Raw genomic sequence first — 19,754 nt, forward strand, 5'->3', positions numbered from 1 at the left:
ATGAAGAAAACACTTATTTTTGGAGCATGCCTGCTTTTTGCGCAGCATATTGCGACAGCACAAACGAGCCAATACAAACCTGTAGAAGGCAAAATCATGACGGAATGGGCGACGCAGGTCACGCCTGAAAACGTCCATCAGGAATATCCAAGACCTCAGATGACCCGTTCAACTTGGGTGAATCTAAATGGACTTTGGGATTATGCGATCAAGCCAAAAGGTCAGGCTGCACCGACAAGTTTTGACGGTGAAATTCTTGTGCCTTTTGCCGTGGAATCTGCACTTTCGGGTGTAGGGAAAACTGTGGGCAAAGACAATGAGCTGTGGTATAACACGACTTTTTCAACTCCAAAAAAATCGAACAAGGACAAGGTCCTATTGCATTTCGGAGCTTCTGATTGGGAAACGGAAGTCTTTGTCAATGGTAAAAGTATAGGTAAGCACCGAGGAGGTTATGATCCTTTCGACTTTGACATTACAAATCATCTGAAATCAGGCAAGTCGCAGACTTTGCAAGTACGTGTATGGGATCCAAGTGATGAGGGACCTCAACCCCGCGGCAAGCAGGTGAAGAATCCAAACAGCATTTGGTACACTCCTGTGACTGGCATCTGGCAAACAGTATGGCTGGAAACTGTACCGGCAGCATATATATCTGGGTTGAGAAATACATCAGATATTAAAAGCAAGGAGATCATGGTCACTCCAGAGGTTGCAGGAGCCGTAGCTGGTAATCAGGTAAAAGTTTCTGCTTGGAAAGATGGAATCATGCTCGCTGAGCAGACAGTAAAGCCTTCCGAAACAGCGAAGTTGGCGATCAGTGATGCTCAGCTTTGGGCTCCGGGAAATCCAGTGCTTTATGATTTGAAAGTAGAGTTGGTAGATGGCAAAAAAATAGTAGACGCGGTGGGAAGCTATGCGGCTTTGAGAGAAATCAGCATGGCTGCAGATGAAAATGGCATTCAGCGAATGATGCTTAATGGTGAATTTTTGTTCCAATACGGTCCGCTCGATCAGGGATGGTTCCCAGATGGTTTGTACACAGCACCTAGCCATGAAGCGATGGTTTTTGACATCCAAAAGACCCAAGAAATGGGTTTCAATATGATCAGAAAGCATGTCAAAGTAGAGCCTGCGACTTGGTATCATGCCTGCGATAAAATGGGTATGCTCGTGTGGCAAGATATGCCGAGTGGAGATATGGGAAATGGCTGGGAGATGAAGCTTGCCGTGTTGGGAAGTGGAACAGATCGCGACAGAACTCCTGAGTCGGAGGCGATTTACAGAGAAGAATGGAAAGAGATCATGGATGATTTCTATAATTTCCCTTCTATCGTGGTTTGGGTACCTTTCAACGAAGCTTGGGGCCAGTTTAAGACGAAGGAGATCACTGAATGGACCAAAAATCACGATTCTTCACGTTTAGTGAATAGCGCTAGTGGAGGAAACTTTGAGATGGAAGGAACCAAGATCGCGGGTGATATCATCGATTTGCATAATTATCCAGATGCGAAAATGCCAGATCCTAAGATTTACGGGACGCAAAATATCCTAGTTCTTGGCGAATTTGGAGGGTTAGGACTTCCTGTGGATAACCATGTATGGCAGCAAAAAGACAACTGGGGCTATCAGAGCTTCAAGAATCAAGAAGAGCTTTACAATCGCTACGCTGGGCTAATTACTAGGCTGGGTGAATTGATAGAAGCAGGTCTTTCGGCTGCAGTGTACACCCAGACTACAGATGTGGAGATTGAGACAAATGGCCTGATGACCTACGATAGAAAGGTTATCAAATTTGACGTGTCAAAGATGAAAAGCATACATTCTCCTCTTTATAAAAAATGAGCAAAATGAAGAATCATTTCAATAAAATCCTTGGTGCAGCGGCACTGGGTATTTTACTTTACAGCTGCGATAGCAAACCAAAAGAAACTATAGCCGAAGACACAATGCTTGAGCAGGTTTTTGGTACAACTTTTCAAAACAAAAAAGTGGAAACATACGAGATCAAAAATGCCAATGGCATGAAAATGAAAGTCACCAACTTTGGTGCAAGAGTTACTAACCTTTGGGTGCCAGATAAAGACGGAAACCTAGTGGACGTAGTGCTCGGCTTTGAGACGTTGGATGCCTATCTGGAGTCTGGTGAAAAATACTTCGGAGCAGCGATTGGACGCTATGGCAACCGGATTGCTAAAGGGAAATTCACCTTGGATGGAGAAGAATACACCTTACCAACCAACAATAATGGACAGACGCTACATGGTGGGCCAGGTGGTCTTGACTATGTGATTTGGGATGTAGAAAAGTCAGGTGAAAATGGACTGATATTTAGCTACACTTCCCCAGATGGTGATGAAGGTTTTCCAGGAGAATTGAAAGTGAAAATGATCTACACGCTCACGGATGACAATGGATTCAAAGTGACTTATGAAGCAGAAACTGATAAAGCCACACCGGTGAATTTGACTCATCACTCATTTTTCAACCTAAATGGAGCTGGAAACGGGACTGTGCTGGATCATACACTACAGCTGAATGCCAGTGAATATACACCAGTAAATGAGGTGCTGATTCCTACTGGAGAAGTTGTATCAGTGAAGGAAACTCCTTTTGACTTTACCGACGCAACGACTATAGGCGCGAGAATCAATCAGGAAAACGTGCAATTGACGTTCGGTGGTGGATATGACCACAACTGGGTGCTGGACAAAACAGGAAATGACCTGACTCAAGCGGCAGTGATCTCATCGCCACAGACTGGAATTGAGATGGAAGTTTGGACTACAGAGCCAGCTATACAGTTTTACAGTGGTAATTTCCTAGATGGATCAGTCACAGGTAAAGGTGGAAAAGTCTATGAATTACGATCAGCATTCTGCTTGGAAACCCAGCATTATCCAGATTCTCCAAATCAGCCAAATTTCCCTTCTACGATCTTGAAGCCAGGAGAGAAATACGAGCAGACTTGTATTTATAGGTTCGGAACGAAGTAGAATTATTTGCGTCCTCTTTTTATGTCTGATATGAATGTTAGACATAAAAAGAGGACGCATTTTTTTTACGCATAAGAAAAGTATCATCGCGAATAGATTATGACTTAAACAACATATTAGTTTCGACACGCTGTTTTTAAATAAATGATTACTTTCTAATTCTCTTTAGACCAATGATTTACAACAAAACAAAGAATTAGATTATATTACTTTTGAAAACTTTCGATATGTCGCCATTTAACAAAGAAAATTCAAAAGTCTCCAATTCAACCTCGGCCTCCTCCCAGGTTTTGAGCGATGGTACTAAGGGATTATTAGAAACGATAGAAAAAATAAGTGGAATTGGCTGGTGGAAAGTCAATTTACAAACAGGAGAAAACCAATGGTCTGACCAATTTTATAAGATCTGTGGATTGGACCCAAAAAAGAATCCTCCAAGCACTGACCTTGGGCTTTCTGTTATACATCCAGAAGATAAAATTCTTGCTGAAAAAGCTATTGAAAACAGTATAGTAAAAGGGGATCCATACCAATTGGGAAAAAGAATTATATGGCCTTCAGGAGAAATTAGGCATGTACTCTCTGAAGGGATCGTTGAATATGACAAAGAGGGAAAGCCTCTTTTCTTAGTTGGGACTTTTAAGGATATTACAAATCTAAAGGCAAAAGAAAAACAGTTTGATAGTACCTCCAAAGAGCTCGTTGATATATTAGATTACTCTAGTGATTTAATTTTTTTATTTGATACTACTGGAGTTATCATCAGAGTTTCCGAAAGCGTAAAGGAGACATTAGGATATTCTACTGAGCAATTAATAGGAAAGAATTATGTGGATTTTTTGTACCCACCTGATTTAGGAAAAACCAACAGCGCGTTTAAGAGTGTCTTGCAAGGTGAGAATATTAGAAATTTTGAATTACGATTGATTGATTCAAGAGGAAATCTAATCCACCTAAATTGGTCTGGAAACACCAAACAAGGGACTAATCAGGTATTGGGGATAGCTCGAGATATTACTGAACAGGTTGAATTCAAAAAAAAGAGGGAAGAAGAAAAGCTACGAATTCAAACTATCCTAAACAGTTCGCAAGATTTAATTTGGAGCGTAGATAGGGATTTCAAACTAGTGAGTGCCAACAATGCTTTTTTTAAAACCATGAAAAAGGGATTGCAATGGGATATCCAACTGGGTGACGATTTATTATCAACTGAATTTCAAAAAACTGAGCTGATTGAATATTGGAGGGGTTACTATGAGAAAGCTCTCAGGGGTAAGGATGTAAAAATTGAAGAAAAATCAGAATCAAAAAGCCAGGATACCCCTACATTCTTCGAAACTAAAATAACTCCTGTAAAGGTAAATGGTGAGATTGTGGGTTTGGCCTGCTTTTCCAGAGATGTAACTGAAAAAAGAATCGCATCAGAAAAAATTAAAGCTGAAAATATGCAGCTTCTCAAAGGTCAAGAAATAGCTAATATTGGCTATTGGGAAACTGACTTAAAATCCAACAGTATTTATTGGTCTGACGAAATGTATAACATATGGGAAGTCAAAAAGAACTCCCGCACCGTAGATTTCGACTTTTTTTTCAAATCAATACATCCTGAAGATCGAAAGAGTTTTCTATACCATAAAAACAGGGCTTTACTTCAAGAAAAGAAATTGGACGTGGTGTATAGAATTATTCTTGCAGGGAATAGAGTTAAATATATTCACGAAAAAGGAGAAATTATTCACGAGGAAGAGGGAGGTTTATTTAGAGGGACTTCGCAGGAAATCACCAAAGAGAAGGAAATTGAACTTGAGCTTAGAAATAGAAATATTTTTATAGAATCTACTCTTAACAATATTCCTTTGGGAATAGCGGTGAACAAAATCAGTGATGGGGAGTCAACTTATATGAATAAGGCTTTTGAAGATATTTATGGATGGTCAAAAACAGAACTTCTTAATGTTGATGATTTTTTTGTTAATGTCTATCCCAATACAGAATATCGCAATTGGATAAAAGCAAAAATTATTGATGATATGACTAGTGGCGATCCAAACAGGATGTCTTGGAATGGAATCATCATCAACACAAAAGATGGAAGAGAAAGGATAGTAAATGCAAAAAACATTCCTGTTCCTGATCTGAATTTGATGATTTCTACAGTGGCTGATGATACTGATAGGTATCTGGCAGAGCAAGCTTTAAAGGTGAGCAATGATCGTTTTACATTAGTTTCTGAGGCAGTTTCTGATGCTATTTGGGATTGGGATTTAGATAAAAACACTATCTATTTGGGGCAAGGCTTTCATAGACTTTTTGGATATCCAAAAGATCGAAACCAGGTGGATGGTAGCTTGTGGCTCAAAACTATTCATCCAGAAAATTTGGAAGAAATAACAGCTAGTAGCCGAAAAGCCAGAGAAGATGTTTCTCAGAAGTTTTGGTCGGAAGAATACCGCTTTAGGAAGCAGGACGGTACCTATGCTTTTGTAAATGAAAAGGCGATTATCATAAGGAACAAAAAAGGAGTTGCCTACAGAATAGTAGGTGCTATACAAGATATTACCCAAGACAAGGAGAGGGATCAAGAGCTGGAGGTGACAAATGAAAATCTCAAAAAGGCAAATAAAGAATTAGAGCTTTCCAATCAAGAGCTAGAGCAGTTTGCCTATGTAGCTTCCCACGATTTGCAAGAACCCCTTAGGATGATTACCAGTTTCCTGGGATTGGTGGAAAAGCGCTACGATGCTGTCTTGGATGAAAAAGGGAAAAAGTACATTCACTTTGCAATAGATGGAGCAAGTAGAATGCGTGAGATTATTTTAGACTTGCTGGAATTTTCTAAACTAGACAGTTTTAAAGACGCTAAATCCTGGGTGGATTCAAATGAAATCCTGGAAACCTCTCTGCTTTTTTTGAAAAAAAACATAGATAAAGCACGACCTGTTTTTCATCTAGATCAACTGCCAAAAGTCTATGGACATAAAAACACTTTGGTTCAGTTATTTCAAAATTTAATCTCAAATGCTATCAAATACCAACCAGAAGGGCAAAAGGCTGAAATCTGGATTTCATCTACTGAAAATGAGAAGGAATGGGAGTTTTTGGTTAAAGACAACGGTATAGGTATAGATAAGCAGTACCTGGATAAAATCTTTGTAATCTTCCAAAGGTTGCATGTAAAAGGAACTTACTCGGGAACAGGGATCGGACTAGCTATAAGTAAGAAAATAGTAGACCTTCACGACGGCAAAATCTGGGCTGAATCAAAACTAGGCGAGGGTGCTAGCTTCCGCTTCACCCTGCAAAAACCAGTGAAGTCATGAAGAGAATAAAACCGCTTTTATTTAAATCCCCGGTATTTCTTGGATTTATAGTGTTTTTCATCCTGCTGGGATTTGGATTCTTTCTTACTCTTAAGGAATATCAATTAAACTTAATTGAGGAAAATAATAAGGTAGAATTGGCAGCTGAGCTTATTGAAGACCGAGTTCAGGGAGTGATCTCTACGGCCAAAATCTCGACAAATATTTTGGCCTATTTAGTTCAGACCCATAAGAACGAGGAAAACTTCGTTGAAGTGGGCAAGAGCATCATCGATAATATTGATATCATTGGTCAGATTCAATTTTTAGATAGTGGTACCATCGTGGCTACATACCCTTTGATAGGTAATGAGGCAGTCATAGGTTATGATATCCTCGCCGACTCTACCCGATCTGAAGAGGCAGTTTTGGCGATAGAAAGAAGGGAAATCTTCTTTGCTGGCCCAGTTTCTATAAGACAGGGCGGGGAGGCTATTATCGCACGGCAGCCAATTTTTAAGGACAATAAGTTTACAGGATTCTCTGTAGTACTGATCGATTGGCAAAAATTTGTAGATCAAGTTTTCAGTGAGTTTCACAGTAATTCAGAATTTACTGTTGATCTATTCAAACTTTCTCCTTCAAGGGAAGATAAAAATTCATTGCTTAAAAGTGATTTCACTTTGGCGGATGGCCCTTTAAAGGAAATTGAAGTTCCTGAGGGGAATTGGATTATTCAAGTTCAGCTGAACTCAAGTAAGGCACTAAGTTCTATCGGTTTACTCATTCTATTGAGAATAGCGCTTGCACTATTGCTAGGCTATTTAATCTATACCTTAGCTAATCAGCCTAATAAACTGGCTAAAAAAGTTCGTGAAACTACCCGCAAGCTTCGGCTCAGTAACAAGCGGTTTGAACTAGCCACCAAAGCAACTTCCGAGGCAATATGGGATTGGGATCTTTTGAAAGGGCATACATTTCGTAGTGATAATTTCAATAAACTTCTTGGGGTTTCCCAAGACGAAGATGCAAGTAAGGATGAGTTTTGGACTGCAAAAATTCATCCTGATGATCTACATAGAGTTGAGAAGAACTTGAGTGAGACGCTACAAGGAACGGGAGACCAGTGGACCCAAGAATTTAGATTCAGAAAATCCGATGGAGAAATTCTTTATGTCATTGATAATGGGCTGATTATTAGAAATAAGCAGGGTAAAGCAGTCAGAATAATTGGGTCCACTCAAAATATCACAAAAAGAAAACATGCTGAAATCGATCTTGCCAGTCAAAGGCAGAGGCTTTCAAATGTCATTGAAGGGACACATGCTGGAACCTGGGAATGGAATCCGCAAACGAATGAAACCATTTTCAGCGAAATCTGGGCAAATATCATTGGGTATACTCTGAAAGAGCTAGAACCTGTAAGTTTCCAAACCTGGATTGATTTGATTCATCCTGAGGACATCATTGAAACCAAAAAACTACTGGATGATTATTTTTATGGTAAAAGTAATTCCTATGAATCTGAGTTTCGGATGAAACATAAGCAAGGAAAATGGGTTTGGATATTAGCTAGAGGAAAAGTATTTTCTTGGACATTAGATGGAGAACCAATGATGATGTTTGGGACACAGGTAGACATTACCGAGAAAAAATTAAGGGAAGAAGAAATCAAAAGTACTAACCAGAAACTACAATCAGCAAATGATGAGCTTAAGTCATTTGCCTCTATGGCTTCTCATGATATGAAGGAACCCCTTCGGATGATCAGTTCTTTTCTTCAGCTGTTAGAGAAAAAATACACCCCGGTTTTGGATGAAAAAGGGGTTCAATACATAAATTTTGCAGTCAACGGAGCTAAGAGGTTGAGCGTGTTGATTGATGATATGATGGAATATTCCCGCATTGGCTTTGATGCGAGAATGCTAGATCGAATCAATCTCAACACTGTAGTAGAAGACGTGATCTCGCTCAACAAGGATTTGATTGCTGAAAAGAATGCTCAAATACATGTAGGAGATTTGCCTGAGATTTCAGGAATAATGACACCTATTAAAAGTGTCTTTATCAACTTAATTTCCAATGCACTGAAATATCAAGCAATAGGAAATATTCCAATAATTTCCATTTATGCTAAAAGTGTGGAAGGGTTCTACCAAATTACAGTTGAGGATAATGGAATAGGAATAGATGAAGCGTACTTCGAAAAGGTTTTCAATGTATTCAGTCGCTTACATGGTAAGAATGAATATTCTGGAACTGGCATTGGGCTTGCAGTGTGCAAAAAAATTATAAGTCAACATGGTGGAAAAATTTGGCTAGAATCTGCAGAAAAAGGCAGTAAATTTCATTTTACGCTCCAAAAATATGGCAATTAAACCAATAAATATTTTACTAGTTGAGGATAATGAAGGCGACATCGTTTTATTAATGGAAGCTTTCGGTGATGACAAAATTGTAAATAAGATCGATATAGCTAGAGACGGAGCCGAAGCTATAGACTTACTTAACGGGCTTGCAGATACTAATTCTGAAGGTCTTCCAGATTTGATTTTATTAGACATTAACCTTCCTAAGAAAAATGGATATGAGGTAATCTCATCAATTAGGAATAACCCTTTACTGGGGGAAATCCCGGTGATTATACTCACCACATCTTCCTCAGAGATGGAAATTATTAAAGCCAAAAACCTGGAAGCTTATTGCTATATAATCAAGCCCAGTGAAATTGCCGAATATGTGAAAGTGGTCAGAAAAATTGAGGAGTTTTGGTTACTAACACTTGAACTTCAAAAACTAAAGCGCAATGGCAAAGGATGAAGAAAACTATCATATTTTAGTAGTTGAGGATAACCTCGGTGATTTTGTGATCTTAGAGGAGTATCTCTCTGAGTCACTTCTCAATTTGAAAACAAAGCATGCTGAAAGTTTCAAAGCTGCTGCTGAATATTTAGAGGATGTCGAAAATTATTTTGACATAGTATTTCTAGATCTTTCACTTCCGGATAAATCAGGCGAAGAATTAGTGTTGGAAATCATAAAACTAGCTATAGGGATTCCTGTAGTAGTTTTGACAGGCTTTTCAAATTTAGAATTTGGAAGCCGGTCTTTGGCTTTGGGTGCTTCAGACTATTTACTCAAAGATGATCTGTCACCAGCGATTCTTTTTAAAAGCTTGCTATACAATATTCAGCGGGTCAAGTTTATTTCAGAACTCAAAGAATCCAGAAGTAAATACTCCGACCTTTTCCAGTTAAACCCTTCCCCAATTATTGTGTTTGATTTGGAAACTCTAAAAGTCTTAGATATAAATCAAGCGGCGATTTTAAAGTATGGATATGGAGCTGAGGAGTTTCTATCCATGAACTTATTTGATTTTCGCCCAATGGAGGACTCCGATACTTTGCGACAAGCCATAGACGGTTTTTGGGTCAAAAACACTAAAGATTTTAAGCCTATTACAAGACACTTAAAAAAGAATCAAGAGATTATCGACGTAGAAATCAGCCCTGCCAAAATCAAAATCAACAACAAGGATGCAGGCTTAGTGTTAATAAATGACATTACCGAAAACCTCAAATACATTCGGAAAATCGAAGAGCAAAATGAAGCCTTTAAGGAGATCGCATGGATACAATCTCATGTGGTTAGAGCACCTTTGGCGAGGCTGTTGGGATTAGTGAACTTATTGGAGATCTCAGAAGAGGGAGCTAGCAAAGAAAATAATGAGCTACTTGAATTCATCAAGGGTTCTGTGTTGGAGCTAGATAAAATCGTTAGAGATATAAACGAAAAATCCGAAATCATTTCTAGTCGAGAATAAGCTTCTAAAGGGTAGTAAAATTCAAGAACTAGTAGCTACATACTTCCTAGTAATTCAAAAGTATCCAGCTTAGCCGATTTATTCTATATAATTGTCAACCTAGTGAGGAAGACAAACAGAGTTGTATGCATAAGTTTGGAACGAAGAAAAAGTAGAAAACCATTCCGAATTGACGGAATGGTTTTTTTGCTCACGCTAAAAAAAAATTATTCTCCCGAAAGGTATTCATAAACCGTTTTGGAGATTCGAGCAAGTTGTTCGGCGGCCTTGTCATACCCGTATTATGCCTTCTTTAAGCGAATAAAGGATAGCAAGCACATCTTTTTTATCTTCCTCTGTGTATTTATTGCTACCCATTGCGCCAAGAATATCATCTACAACAGCTAAATATTCCTGCTCTGAAATGTTCATCCCTGTATGAGTTTGTACCATGTCTCGTCCCATGTACTGTTGTGGGCCGCCTGCTCCGGCACAAAAAAAGTTTACGGTATGCTCCTTTATTTTCTTCAATTGCTCAGGTTTGTTTTTGTAAGGAAGAAACCTTGGACTCACAAGTGGATTGGTCATATGTAAATCGACCACATCATCTACCAATTTAGTGATGCCTTGTTGTTCACCTAATCTTTCATATAGTGTACGTGCCATAATATTGTCTTTAAAAGTTATTTGCTTTCTCACAACGTTAGGCAGATTTTAGCGAAAGAATGAGGCCATTTGATTCAATGATGTGTTCATTTTGGTCAAATTCTTATTATCGTAAAACATTAGATTCAATTGACGCGAAACATAAGATAGGCAAGACCTTGTATTGTATAAATAGGAGGTCTTGCCCGTTACTTTCCTAAAATGTATTTCAGTCCATCATAAAAACTCGGGTAGGGTACATGTCCATATTCTTCGTAGGTTTTATATTCAAAGGAGAGTCTGTCTCCCAAGTCAGTTTTTACTTTTTTGGTAAACTGTAACATTGCATTGTGAACTTCTTTATTCGGATCATAAGAGTCGTTTAAAGAGTTGGCGATAAAAACTCTTTTCCCATTAAATAGCTCTTTATTTTTGAAAGCTTTGTCTATCAAGGCATCGAAATAAGTCTGCATGTCAGCATACCAGCCAGCACTTTTACCAATGTAATTGTCGAACAATTCAGGCTTTTCCAGAAAAGCATACATCACAAATAATCCACTTAGAGAAGTGCCTCGGAGCGTTCTTTCTCCATTAGAGCGATAATTTTTTTCAATATGTGGTATGAGTTCGGCGCCAATAAATGAGAGGAATTTCTCTGCTCCCGGGCTCTTCACTTCGTAAGTGGGCGTACTGAGCGGCATCATATCTCTGTCACGATCGGTATTGGGGATAGCTACCAAGATCATTTCCACTCCCAGTATGCGAGTTACCAGAATGGCTTGCAAAAGAGCGGTTTCATTCCCATCCAGAACATAGAGCACAGGGTAAGATTGATTGGACGATTCATAGTCATGGGGAAGACTTACTACGAACGGCCTATTTTCATGTAGTATTACTGACTGTATGCTGTCTCTAATTCCAATTTTGACATTCACTTCTTGAGAGTAAACCAGTCCAAATTTTTAAAATCCAAGAAAGAAGACTAACAATATATGTTTTAGAATGATTTGGTTTGTTTAAAGTACAACCTATCAATAGGTACCAAGTTAAGGGTTGATCCTGGTTAATTTGTCACTTCATAACCTTCCAGCACCTTTTCGAATGTTGAGATTTTTCGTTTTACTTTCTTAGTAAGGTCTTCTTTCATTAATGGTGTTTGCTCCAGAGGATCTTTTGCAAGTGAGTATATTCTACCGTCTCCATAGAGCTTCCATTCGGTATTTTGCACTTAAGTAGCATTTTCAAATTTCCCCCAGTTCGGTGCATAGAAGCAATATATCCAATCCGACTTCTGAGAATTATCCCCAATTAGCTGCGAATAAAAGCTCAATCCATCAGTTTGATTAGCACCTGAGTTCTGATAATTGACTGTTTCCAAAAGCGTTGGCACAAAGTCAGAGAAGGAGATTAAATCAACTTCATAGCAATTGAATTCGAACTTCTGGGCTAAAAACAGAATAATAATCTGAAGCACAGAGTAATAGATAAACATAGATTTGAATAACTTAGAAAGAAAAACAGCCAAACTGTTTACACCCCAGCTGAAGTAAATGTACTCGGCTGACCCCAAGTTTCCGATGATACTAAGTTAATACTCGACGTTTTGGAGGGTATTTCAACTTGCTCTGACTATTGCAAAGACATTAATTATTTCAACTTAAACACCTATGCTATGAAGAAGTACCTTTTTACCGTGATTTTGATTTGCGCAGCCGTGAGCATCTTACAAGCTCAAGGAATTGTTTATCCAGCGATTCAAGGGTATGGTGGGGTCAATGAAGTTCCTTTTGAAACCATCAAACCTGATCCTACCAAACAATACAAATTCGTAGTGGAACTCGACTACAGAATTGATGATAAAAAGGAGCTTTCCGAATATTTGGACTATGGAGCAAAAATGTACAATGTTCATATCTATGCTGGTGTTCCAAAGGAAAATATAGAGTTGGTGTTTGTGGTTTATGCCGGCTCCACACCGATTACACTTTCCAATGAAGAATACAAAAAGCGCTTTGAAGTTGACAACCCAAATGCTGAACTTTTGGAAGAGCTTAAGAAAAATGGAATACGGGTCATCGTCTGTGGACAGTCGATGATGAAGCAAAAGCTTGACCCAGCGATGATTTACCCCGGGGTAGAAATGGCTGTATCCAGGTTTACCGCGACTACAGATTTGATGAATAAAGGGTATTTACTTTTTGGGCTTTAAGACTTCACTTATGAGATTAAAAAACATGACTTTTTTAAGCCTTCTTCTGGGTTTTCTGATGATACAGTCAGACTTGTATGCACAGGAGTCGGAGATCAAACAAATCCGTGATCAAAGAGAAGCTTCAAATAAAGCCCTTAGAAACTTCGATGAAAAGCTGAATAGTACTTTTCTGACTGATGATGTTTTGATTACCACTGGTGCAGGAACTTTGCTTTCGGGAAAAGCTGAGTTGATTGAATATATCAACAATGCCAATGGACAGAAGATGTATTGGGTTCGGACTACTACCGAAGTAATCGTAAATTCTGAATCTCAATTAGCTTGGGAGGAAGGTACCTGGGAAGGTTTTAATGAAAATTCCACTACTCCAATTGTTGCAGGAAATTACGCCGCTCAATGGACAAAGAAATCAGGGATTTGGCTCATTCAATCTCAATTGTTTGTCACTTTACCAAAAGACTAGATGATTAAAAATGAATATTTTAATGGAAAGAAGCGATTACCTTTTCATTTCAATGTTCCATGTCATTTTTCAAAAAAACTCAAAGACAAGTAGTAATTTCATCAGAATAAACCCAATTCAAAATGCGAAACCAAACACGCAGAGTAGCTATTGTACTAATTTCAATTTTGGCACAACTCCTTACGCTCAATGCTGCTTCAGCGCAATGGACAAATCATTACTCCAAGCTCGCTGACTTCGGACACCATGTTTACCTGGAGCAGCATGAGCTTCCGATTCTTGCCCATGGACCAACAGACCCTGCTCCTGCACCTGATGGTATTCATCTAGCCTTTGCTGCACGAGGATGGATCTGGAATCTGAATTTGGATACCAAAACGGCAGTGAGATTGACAAATAGCTCGGGAATTGATTCCCGTCCACGCTGGTCTCCGGACGGTAAAATGCTAGCTTTTGTCCGGGACGAAGGAAAAAATACGGCTATCATTGTTAAGGAATTGGCAACCGGGCTCGAGACAAGGATTGATACGGAAGCCATCGAACTTGATCCTGAATTTTCCGCCGATGGAAAATGGCTCTATTATTCATCTGGAAATAGCGGTTCGATCAATCTACGCAGACGCAACTTAGCTACGGGGGTAGATGAGCAACTTACGGCCTTACCACAAGTGGAGCGAAACTCCCGAACACTGGCAGATGGTGAAAGCCTGATGTATCTGCACGGTAGCGGGCCACACCGTGTGCTTCGAATCAAAAACTTCAAATCGGGTACTGACTCCATTGCGCTTGCCCAGACACTGACCTACCACTTCACCGCGGATGCACATCCTGATCAGCGACTAATCGTTTTCAGTGCCCCGATCGACAATGACTATCACCTTTGGACCATGGATTTGGACGATCCTCACGTAAAGCACCGACTGACGGATGGAGCGCCCTTCGCATTGACCCCGGCCTTCAGTGCAGATGGAAATCAGGTCTACTTCGTCGAATTAGATAAAAACCGTCAATTCCGTCTCATGCAAATCAATACGTACGGAGGTGCTCCTCAACAGGTGATGATTTCAAATTGGGATCTTGGAGAACCTAGCGGCTCATTGAATGTGAAGGTGACCGATGCCATAGGAAAACCGATCACCGCCCGTGTCTCTATCGTGAGGGAGGATGGCTACCCCGTGGCTTTTCATGAGGATGCTACCTACATCGATCCCCAGTCGGGACGCCATTATTTTTATTTGGAGGGCAATTCGCAGTTCGCGCTTCCTGTGGGCAATTACCGAGTGACGGCAGTTCGCGGACCGATGACTCCGATAGTAGAATCTAGCGTTATCGTTAAAAAAGATGAAGTTTCAGAGGCTAGCCTCACACTCGCTCCAATATGGGATGCAGGTGCTGCAGGCTATGTATCAGCAGATCACCATGTACATTTAAACGGAGACGGCCATCACCGAGCCACTCATGAAGATGCACTTCGAGCTATGGCGGGAGAGGATTTAGATTTACTGGCTCCCATGTCTTGGAATCGCTGGGAACGACGAATTGATGCGTCTATTCTAGGTAAAGAAACGGTTAAGGATGGCCGAATTGTAGTCCAAAGCCAAGAGGTACGCTCTCACTTTCATGGGCATGTCAGCCTTCTTGGTACTGATAAACCTTATGCGCCTTGGTTTTGGGGACCAAACAATCCAAAACTAGGCGATCCCGATCGAAGCAATGGCGAGGTGTTGGACTATGCTGACCAAACCGGAGCTTTTACCACATATGTGCATCCGATCTCAGATGATTCTGATCCCTTCGACCAACTCGACAATGGACCCATTCCCATAGAACTAATCTCCGATGCCGTACTTGCTGAGCGCATCGGCTTGGAAATGGTCTGTGCATGGACCAGTCCTTTGGGAAACAGTCAGGTCTGGTATCGTCTACTTAACATTGGACGACCGGTGGCTGCCATGTCAGGGACAGACATGTGGGTTGATTTCCACCGTACCATGGCAGTAGGTACCGGACGAAATTATGTACGGTTGAGCGGAACAGAGATTACTTCTGAAGCAGTACTTGAAGCGGCCATGGCTGGAAAAGGGTTTGTGACGACAGGTCCCGCACTGCTTTTCCAAGTAGGAGAAGACGCAAGACCAGGTGATGTCATTTCTAGTGGGCGGCATGAATGGCAAGCCACTTTGGCCGGAACTAATGATATCGACGTAGTAGAGCTTGTGGTCAATGGAGTTGTAGTCGACAAGTTGACGGGAATTAAGGCAGGAGAAACGAGAACGTATAAAGGCCAAGTAAACCTCCCCAAAGGAGGTTGGATTGCAATCCGTGCCTATGCTAGTGAGCCTCGTGAAGACTCTTGGCCAAGTATGCACGCCCGGCCTTTTGCTCATAGTTCTCCCGTATGGATCGAAGCTGTTGGTAGTACCGACCCCAATTCACGCAAAGCAGCTGCAGCCGATCTCATCCGGGCAATTGATGCTGCCGAACGAATAGCGAAAGCTGCCTACGGCGATACTGAGATGAATCGTATGATGAGCCGGTTTGAAGAAGCGCGGAATAGGCTTAGGGAAATGATGAAATAAACTGCTGCAACAAGAAGAATTTTATGAGCTAAAATCCCTTAGAGAACGATTTATCCTTAATTGGATTTCATGAATAAAGGATCAAATCCATTACCAGTAATTAGAGGATGCTTTTTGCATTAAAGAGTGCAATAGCGACAAAAATTTCTCAATATGTTGGTAACCTATTAGCAAAGTAGATATCTAAGATAAAATCTCGCATATGGCCCCGAATAGGATATGAACGACAACCGAGAATTATCCGATCAGGATAAAGACATTTCGAACAAAGACCTGATTAGCACACTGAAAAAGAAGAACTGGAAATCCTATTTCAAAGAATTTTTCATGCTATTTCTGGCGGTTTTTTGCGGATTCTTGGCAGAAAACTACCGGGAGTCTCTGAGCGTCCAGAAGATCGAAAAGGAATACATGCTTTCCCTAATTGAAGATCTGAAAGCCGATACTTCGAATCTCCAAACCTACATAGCTTTTAAGAAAGATAAATCCATCCTAATGGATTCCCTGGCAAGATTGATGCTTTCGGAGGAGAGAAATCTCTATGGGAATCAGATCTATTTTTTCGCTAGACAGGTGTTTGACGAGAAGCCCTTTGTCTATTCCGATGGCACCATTCAGCAGCTAAAAAATGCGGGAAATCTTCGCCTGATCCAAAAAAGAAATATCGTCGATGAATTACTTAAGTATGAAAAGAAAGTGAGGGTATTGGAGGAGTGGGATGAAAATGACAACAAAACTAAATCCACATTCAGAGAGATGGGTGGAAAAGTCTTTAAGTCCAATGAACTTAATGCGACTATGGATGCCAATATGAAGTTCGTACTTCCCACAACGAATCCCCAGTTAATTACGGATGATTTCAGTATCATTAATGAGCTGGCATTCCAGATTCATTTTTTATCTAAAATGTCCCTTGGGAACAGTTATCGAGCAGAATCTATACGAACAGATGCCAGCAAATTATTGGAATTGATTCACACTGAATATAGACTAGACTGACCATGGCAAAATCATCTAAAACCAAAGCTCAGGATGGTCTCGAAATTCAGCACATTAACGTGAATAAGCGAAACTGGAATTCCTATATCAAAGAATTTCTGATGCTGTTTTTGGCAATTGTCCTTGGGTTTTTTGTAGAAAACCTCCGGGAATCCTATGTGGAGGCTAAAAGTGCTGATGTCCTGGCCCAGTCCATGCTGGAGGATTTAAAGCAAGATCGGGTAGCATTGCAGGAAGCCATACGATTCTCACAAGAAAAAGACGAGCAGATTCAAAATTTCCTTCAGATGCTTCACACGCCAAGAGCCTCTTGGGATACCGTGAGTTTTTATAAAAGCATGACGACGGTTTTTACCACCTTCCCTTTTTCCCCAACAGATGGGACCTATTCCCAAATGAAATCATCGGGGACACTCCGGTTTTTCAATCAAGTGCTTGTGAATAAAATGAATGCCTATGACAACCAACTGAAAAAAACAGTCTTTCGGGATGAAATAATCGAAAAAGGAGAATGGGAACTTGTGCCTGTTGCCGCTACACTCATCAATTTTGAGGTAACGGGAGAATTGCGATTTGACAGGCCTATTACCAAAGAAATGTATCTCAAAATACAAGACAAAAATATGCTGGATCTATTCATCAATAAAGTTGCAGTAGTCCGAACGATGATGGGACGTTCGCTTCAGGAGTATAAATCACAACTAGCCCTGGCAGAAGAACTTATAGCCGAACTAGAATCTAGATGAAGTCTAAGAAAATGTGGATATTGATAAACTTACCTAGCGCCAGTATAAATAGCCGTTAATTGCCTTTTTGACAATCAGGATAAGAGTAAGTATCCACATGATCTCAATCAATTTTTCAAAGTATTAATGAGGAAAGATTTTGGTCAGATTTTATTTGAGGCCAATCTAAAAGCAAATGAAACCAGGGGTTTTATCTAGAAAATTCTATCCAGAAATTAAGCTCTCCAAAATTTGATCAAAGCGAAGTCATTATGAAAAGATTACTTAACACCCTCAGAGAAAAATGGCCGGAATATGTTCTGGAGATTTTGGTGATTACCATCGGGATCTATGGGGCTTTTGAATTAAATAATTATGGGCAAAATAAGGCCCAAAGAAAGGTAGAGATCGAGATCCTGAAAGGATGCAAAACGGAGTTGATGGCAGATTTACTAGACATCAACATTAATTTAAAGGATTTTGAGAAAAGCATTCAATCCTTAAACCTGATCATTGAGGTACTTGAAAATGATGGTACCTACCATGATTCCCTGAGTTCATATTTCAATTATACCTTACTCCCAATTCATTTTGTCCACTCGACCAGTTCCTTTGAAATGCTTAAATCCAAGGGCTTGGACATCGTTTCTAACCAAGCTATTCGTGGCAAACTGATTTCATTGTATGATTCCCAATATGAACTTTTTCTCCAAGCGGAGAAAGAAGAACTGGATGAGGTACAGTACGGACTGAGACATATGCTCTCTGGACGTTTTGAGTCAGGGTTTAATTTTTCGGAAAGCACTTTTAGTGGGACCATGGTTCCCATAGACTTTGAATCCCTCAAAAGGGACAAGGAGTACTTATATTTTATCAAAACCCAGCGAAATCGAACCAGATCCTATATCGAATATTTCTACGCAAACCTGAAAAACTCTGTTGAATCTATGATTCATGATTTGGAACTAGAGCTAAACAGACTCGAACCATAAAACGAATCTAAGACAAATGGCCGGAATACATCTTGGAGATTCTGGTGATTACCATTGTATTTTGGGGGCTTATGCCTTGAATAACTGAAATGAAAAAAGGAAAGAGAAGATCTTTTAAACAATCATCTTTGAGCAGCTTCGCATTGGTCTATCCAAGGATGTAAATGACCTCAAATACAATATTGGTAAACACTAAAAATCTGTGAAAGAAATTATAAATAGTGAACTGGACTAGAAATCAATATGATCGCATTTTCTAGAAAAATCCGCCAAAAACTTCTTCAACAAAATCAGATCACCCGGTATTTGGCCTATGCCATAAGTGAGATATTTTTGGTAACAGTAGGGATACTGATTGCCCTTCAATTTAATTCTTTGAAAGCGTCAACAGTTCTACTTTACGCTTTTTGGAAAATCATTTTGAGCCCTTGATGTCAAAGCATGTGAAAAACTACCTATCCGACACTTCGGCGATGATGGTAATGGCCCAAGAAAGCAATCATTTTTTTTATGAACACTTAAAATCCATTGAAGATAAACGGAATAGGAATCCAGAGCCGGAAATCAAAGAACTTCTCCAATCTCCTGAGTTTGAATCTTTCCTGATTGGTGATCTTGGAAGGTCGTTTAACTCTATCGCCAAATTAGAAAATCGATTTAGTCAGGCTGAAATAATCCAAAGTCAGATCAAAGAATTTTTAGAAAATTAGACGGAATATTATTATGGAAGCAAAAAAATAAGAAAGTTTTAATACTACTGATTTCAGATGAATTGGGTGTCTATCCAGCATTACTCAAACATATATTTAATTTTTGATAATAGGCTAGTAAACAGTCTTTTTGGTAGTATATACTATTATTACTGCTCTCCATAAGGCGATTTATGGTGCCCCTCTTATCTCTAACTATTTCCCCGGAAAGTAATTCGAAATATTCGGGAAGGTTAAAGCGAATTTTATTCTAAGTCAAGAATCTGGAATTTTTGGTTCTCCATATTTTGATAAATCAACTAGTTAGGTCTCAGGAATGTCAAGGAAATAGG

17 protein-coding genes are annotated in these 19,754 nt (G+C 39.7%); 13 read left to right on the forward strand and 4 right to left on the reverse strand.

Annotated features, from left to right (window positions below; translation table 11 throughout):
• The 6 genes from ESV85_RS03940 to ESV85_RS03965 all read left to right on the forward strand — a co-directional run bounded on the left by ESV85_RS03940 (position 1) and on the right by ESV85_RS03965 (position 10,118).
• On the forward strand, positions 1-1,845 hold the full coding sequence (locus ESV85_RS03940; RefSeq protein WP_146914922.1) for a glycoside hydrolase family 2 protein: 1,845 nt from the start codon (positions 1-3) through the stop codon (positions 1,843-1,845).
• 5 nt (positions 1,846-1,850) lie between these two features.
• Positions 1,851-2,996: an aldose epimerase family protein gene (locus tag ESV85_RS03945; protein WP_146914923.1), complete on the forward strand. Its 1,146-nt coding sequence runs from the start codon at positions 1,851-1,853 to the stop codon at positions 2,994-2,996.
• 227 nt (positions 2,997-3,223) lie between these two features.
• The gene (locus ESV85_RS03950; RefSeq protein ID WP_146914924.1) at positions 3,224-6,316 is read left to right on the forward strand and encodes a PAS domain S-box protein; all 3,093 of its coding nucleotides are present in this window, start codon (positions 3,224-3,226) and stop codon (positions 6,314-6,316) included.
• Positions 6,313-8,673 carry a PAS domain-containing protein gene (locus tag ESV85_RS03955; protein ID WP_146914925.1) on the forward strand — a complete coding sequence of 787 codons (2,361 nt, stop codon included), beginning with the start codon at positions 6,313-6,315 and terminating at the stop codon, positions 8,671-8,673. The genes ESV85_RS03950 and ESV85_RS03955 overlap by 4 nt, the downstream gene beginning before the upstream one ends.
• Positions 8,663-9,115, forward strand: coding sequence for a response regulator (locus ESV85_RS03960; RefSeq protein WP_223275895.1), 453 nt, complete (start codon positions 8,663-8,665; stop codon positions 9,113-9,115). Before ESV85_RS03955 ends, ESV85_RS03960 begins: the two co-directional genes overlap by 11 nt.
• On the forward strand, positions 9,102-10,118 hold the full coding sequence (locus ESV85_RS03965) for a response regulator (protein ID WP_146914926.1): 1,017 nt from the start codon (positions 9,102-9,104) through the stop codon (positions 10,116-10,118). Before ESV85_RS03960 ends, ESV85_RS03965 begins: the two co-directional genes overlap by 14 nt.
• A gap of 270 nt (positions 10,119-10,388) precedes the next feature.
• On the opposite strand, the gene ESV85_RS03970 is transcribed toward ESV85_RS03965, so the two are convergent.
• From ESV85_RS03970 to ESV85_RS03980, 4 genes are all read right to left on the reverse strand, one after another.
• The gene (locus ESV85_RS03970) at positions 10,389-10,763 is read right to left on the reverse strand and encodes a group I truncated hemoglobin (protein ID WP_146914927.1); all 375 of its coding nucleotides are present in this window, start codon (positions 10,761-10,763) and stop codon (positions 10,389-10,391) included.
• A 188-nt stretch (positions 10,764-10,951) separates the two neighbouring features.
• Positions 10,952-11,677 (reverse strand): alpha/beta hydrolase, encoded by a 726-nt coding sequence (locus tag ESV85_RS03975; RefSeq protein WP_191321898.1) that lies wholly within the window; start codon positions 11,675-11,677, stop codon positions 10,952-10,954.
• Positions 11,678-11,805: 128 nt separating this feature from the next.
• The gene (locus tag ESV85_RS22185; protein WP_191321899.1) at positions 11,806-11,970 is read right to left on the reverse strand and encodes a hypothetical protein; all 165 of its coding nucleotides are present in this window, start codon (positions 11,968-11,970) and stop codon (positions 11,806-11,808) included.
• The gene (locus tag ESV85_RS03980) at positions 11,971-12,234 is read right to left on the reverse strand and encodes a hypothetical protein (RefSeq protein WP_146914929.1); all 264 of its coding nucleotides are present in this window, start codon (positions 12,232-12,234) and stop codon (positions 11,971-11,973) included.
• Positions 12,235-12,414: 180 nt separating this feature from the next.
• Here ESV85_RS03980 and ESV85_RS03985 point away from each other — a divergent pair, with 180 nt between their 5' ends.
• The 7 genes from ESV85_RS03985 (at position 12,415) to ESV85_RS04015 (ending at position 19,422) form a co-directional block, all read left to right on the forward strand.
• The gene (locus ESV85_RS03985; protein ID WP_146914930.1) at positions 12,415-12,951 is read left to right on the forward strand and encodes a DsrE family protein; all 537 of its coding nucleotides are present in this window, start codon (positions 12,415-12,417) and stop codon (positions 12,949-12,951) included.
• 25 nt (positions 12,952-12,976) lie between these two features.
• Entirely contained in the window at positions 12,977-13,417 is a 441-nt protein-coding gene (locus ESV85_RS03990) for a YybH family protein (protein ID WP_223275896.1), read from the forward strand.
• Positions 13,418-13,539: 122 nt separating this feature from the next.
• Positions 13,540-15,996: a CehA/McbA family metallohydrolase gene (locus ESV85_RS03995; protein WP_146914931.1), complete on the forward strand. Its 2,457-nt coding sequence runs from the start codon at positions 13,540-13,542 to the stop codon at positions 15,994-15,996.
• A 219-nt stretch (positions 15,997-16,215) separates the two neighbouring features.
• Positions 16,216-16,995 carry a hypothetical protein gene (locus ESV85_RS04000; RefSeq protein ID WP_146914932.1) on the forward strand — a complete coding sequence of 260 codons (780 nt, stop codon included), beginning with the start codon at positions 16,216-16,218 and terminating at the stop codon, positions 16,993-16,995.
• A gap of 2 nt (positions 16,996-16,997) precedes the next feature.
• Positions 16,998-17,741 (forward strand): hypothetical protein, encoded by a 744-nt coding sequence (locus ESV85_RS04005; RefSeq protein ID WP_146914933.1) that lies wholly within the window; start codon positions 16,998-17,000, stop codon positions 17,739-17,741.
• A 251-nt stretch (positions 17,742-17,992) separates the two neighbouring features.
• Entirely contained in the window at positions 17,993-18,712 is a 720-nt protein-coding gene (locus ESV85_RS04010) for a hypothetical protein (protein ID WP_146914934.1), read from the forward strand.
• A gap of 431 nt (positions 18,713-19,143) precedes the next feature.
• Positions 19,144-19,422: a hypothetical protein gene (locus tag ESV85_RS04015; RefSeq protein WP_191321900.1), complete on the forward strand. Its 279-nt coding sequence runs from the start codon at positions 19,144-19,146 to the stop codon at positions 19,420-19,422.
• Positions 19,423-19,754 lie beyond the last annotated feature (332 nt).

It is taken from the genome of Algoriphagus aquimarinus, from assembly GCF_007997215.1.
Classification (GTDB): Bacteria; Bacteroidota; Bacteroidia; order Cytophagales; family Cyclobacteriaceae; genus Algoriphagus; species Algoriphagus aquimarinus_A.

Excerpts from the sequence above, each read along its gene's own strand:
- ESV85_RS03940 (WP_146914922.1), top strand. The coding sequence starts at position 1 with ATGAAGAAAACACTTATTTTTGGAGCATGCCTGCTTTTTGCGCAGCAT.
- ESV85_RS03945 (WP_146914923.1), top strand. The coding sequence starts at position 1,851 with ATGAAGAATCATTTCAATAAAATCCTTGGTGCAGCGGCACTGGGTATT.
- ESV85_RS03950 (WP_146914924.1), top strand. The coding sequence starts at position 3,224 with ATGTCGCCATTTAACAAAGAAAATTCAAAAGTCTCCAATTCAACCTCG.
- ESV85_RS03955 (WP_146914925.1), top strand. The coding sequence starts at position 6,313 with ATGAAGAGAATAAAACCGCTTTTATTTAAATCCCCGGTATTTCTTGGA.
- ESV85_RS03960 (WP_223275895.1), top strand. The coding sequence starts at position 8,663 with ATGGCAATTAAACCAATAAATATTTTACTAGTTGAGGATAATGAAGGC.
- ESV85_RS03965 (WP_146914926.1), top strand. The coding sequence starts at position 9,102 with ATGGCAAAGGATGAAGAAAACTATCATATTTTAGTAGTTGAGGATAAC.
- ESV85_RS03970 (WP_146914927.1), bottom strand. The coding sequence starts at position 10,763 with ATGGCACGTACACTATATGAAAGATTAGGTGAACAACAAGGCATCACT.
- ESV85_RS03980 (WP_146914929.1), bottom strand. The coding sequence starts at position 12,234 with ATGTTTATCTATTACTCTGTGCTTCAGATTATTATTCTGTTTTTAGCC.
- ESV85_RS03985 (WP_146914930.1), top strand. The coding sequence starts at position 12,415 with ATGAAGAAGTACCTTTTTACCGTGATTTTGATTTGCGCAGCCGTGAGC.
- ESV85_RS03990 (WP_223275896.1), top strand. The coding sequence starts at position 12,977 with ATGACTTTTTTAAGCCTTCTTCTGGGTTTTCTGATGATACAGTCAGAC.
- ESV85_RS03995 (WP_146914931.1), top strand. The coding sequence starts at position 13,540 with ATGCGAAACCAAACACGCAGAGTAGCTATTGTACTAATTTCAATTTTG.
- ESV85_RS04000 (WP_146914932.1), top strand. The coding sequence starts at position 16,216 with ATGAACGACAACCGAGAATTATCCGATCAGGATAAAGACATTTCGAAC.
- ESV85_RS04005 (WP_146914933.1), top strand. The coding sequence starts at position 16,998 with ATGGCAAAATCATCTAAAACCAAAGCTCAGGATGGTCTCGAAATTCAG.
- ESV85_RS04010 (WP_146914934.1), top strand. The coding sequence starts at position 17,993 with ATGAAAAGATTACTTAACACCCTCAGAGAAAAATGGCCGGAATATGTT.
- ESV85_RS04015 (WP_191321900.1), top strand. The coding sequence starts at position 19,144 with ATGTCAAAGCATGTGAAAAACTACCTATCCGACACTTCGGCGATGATG.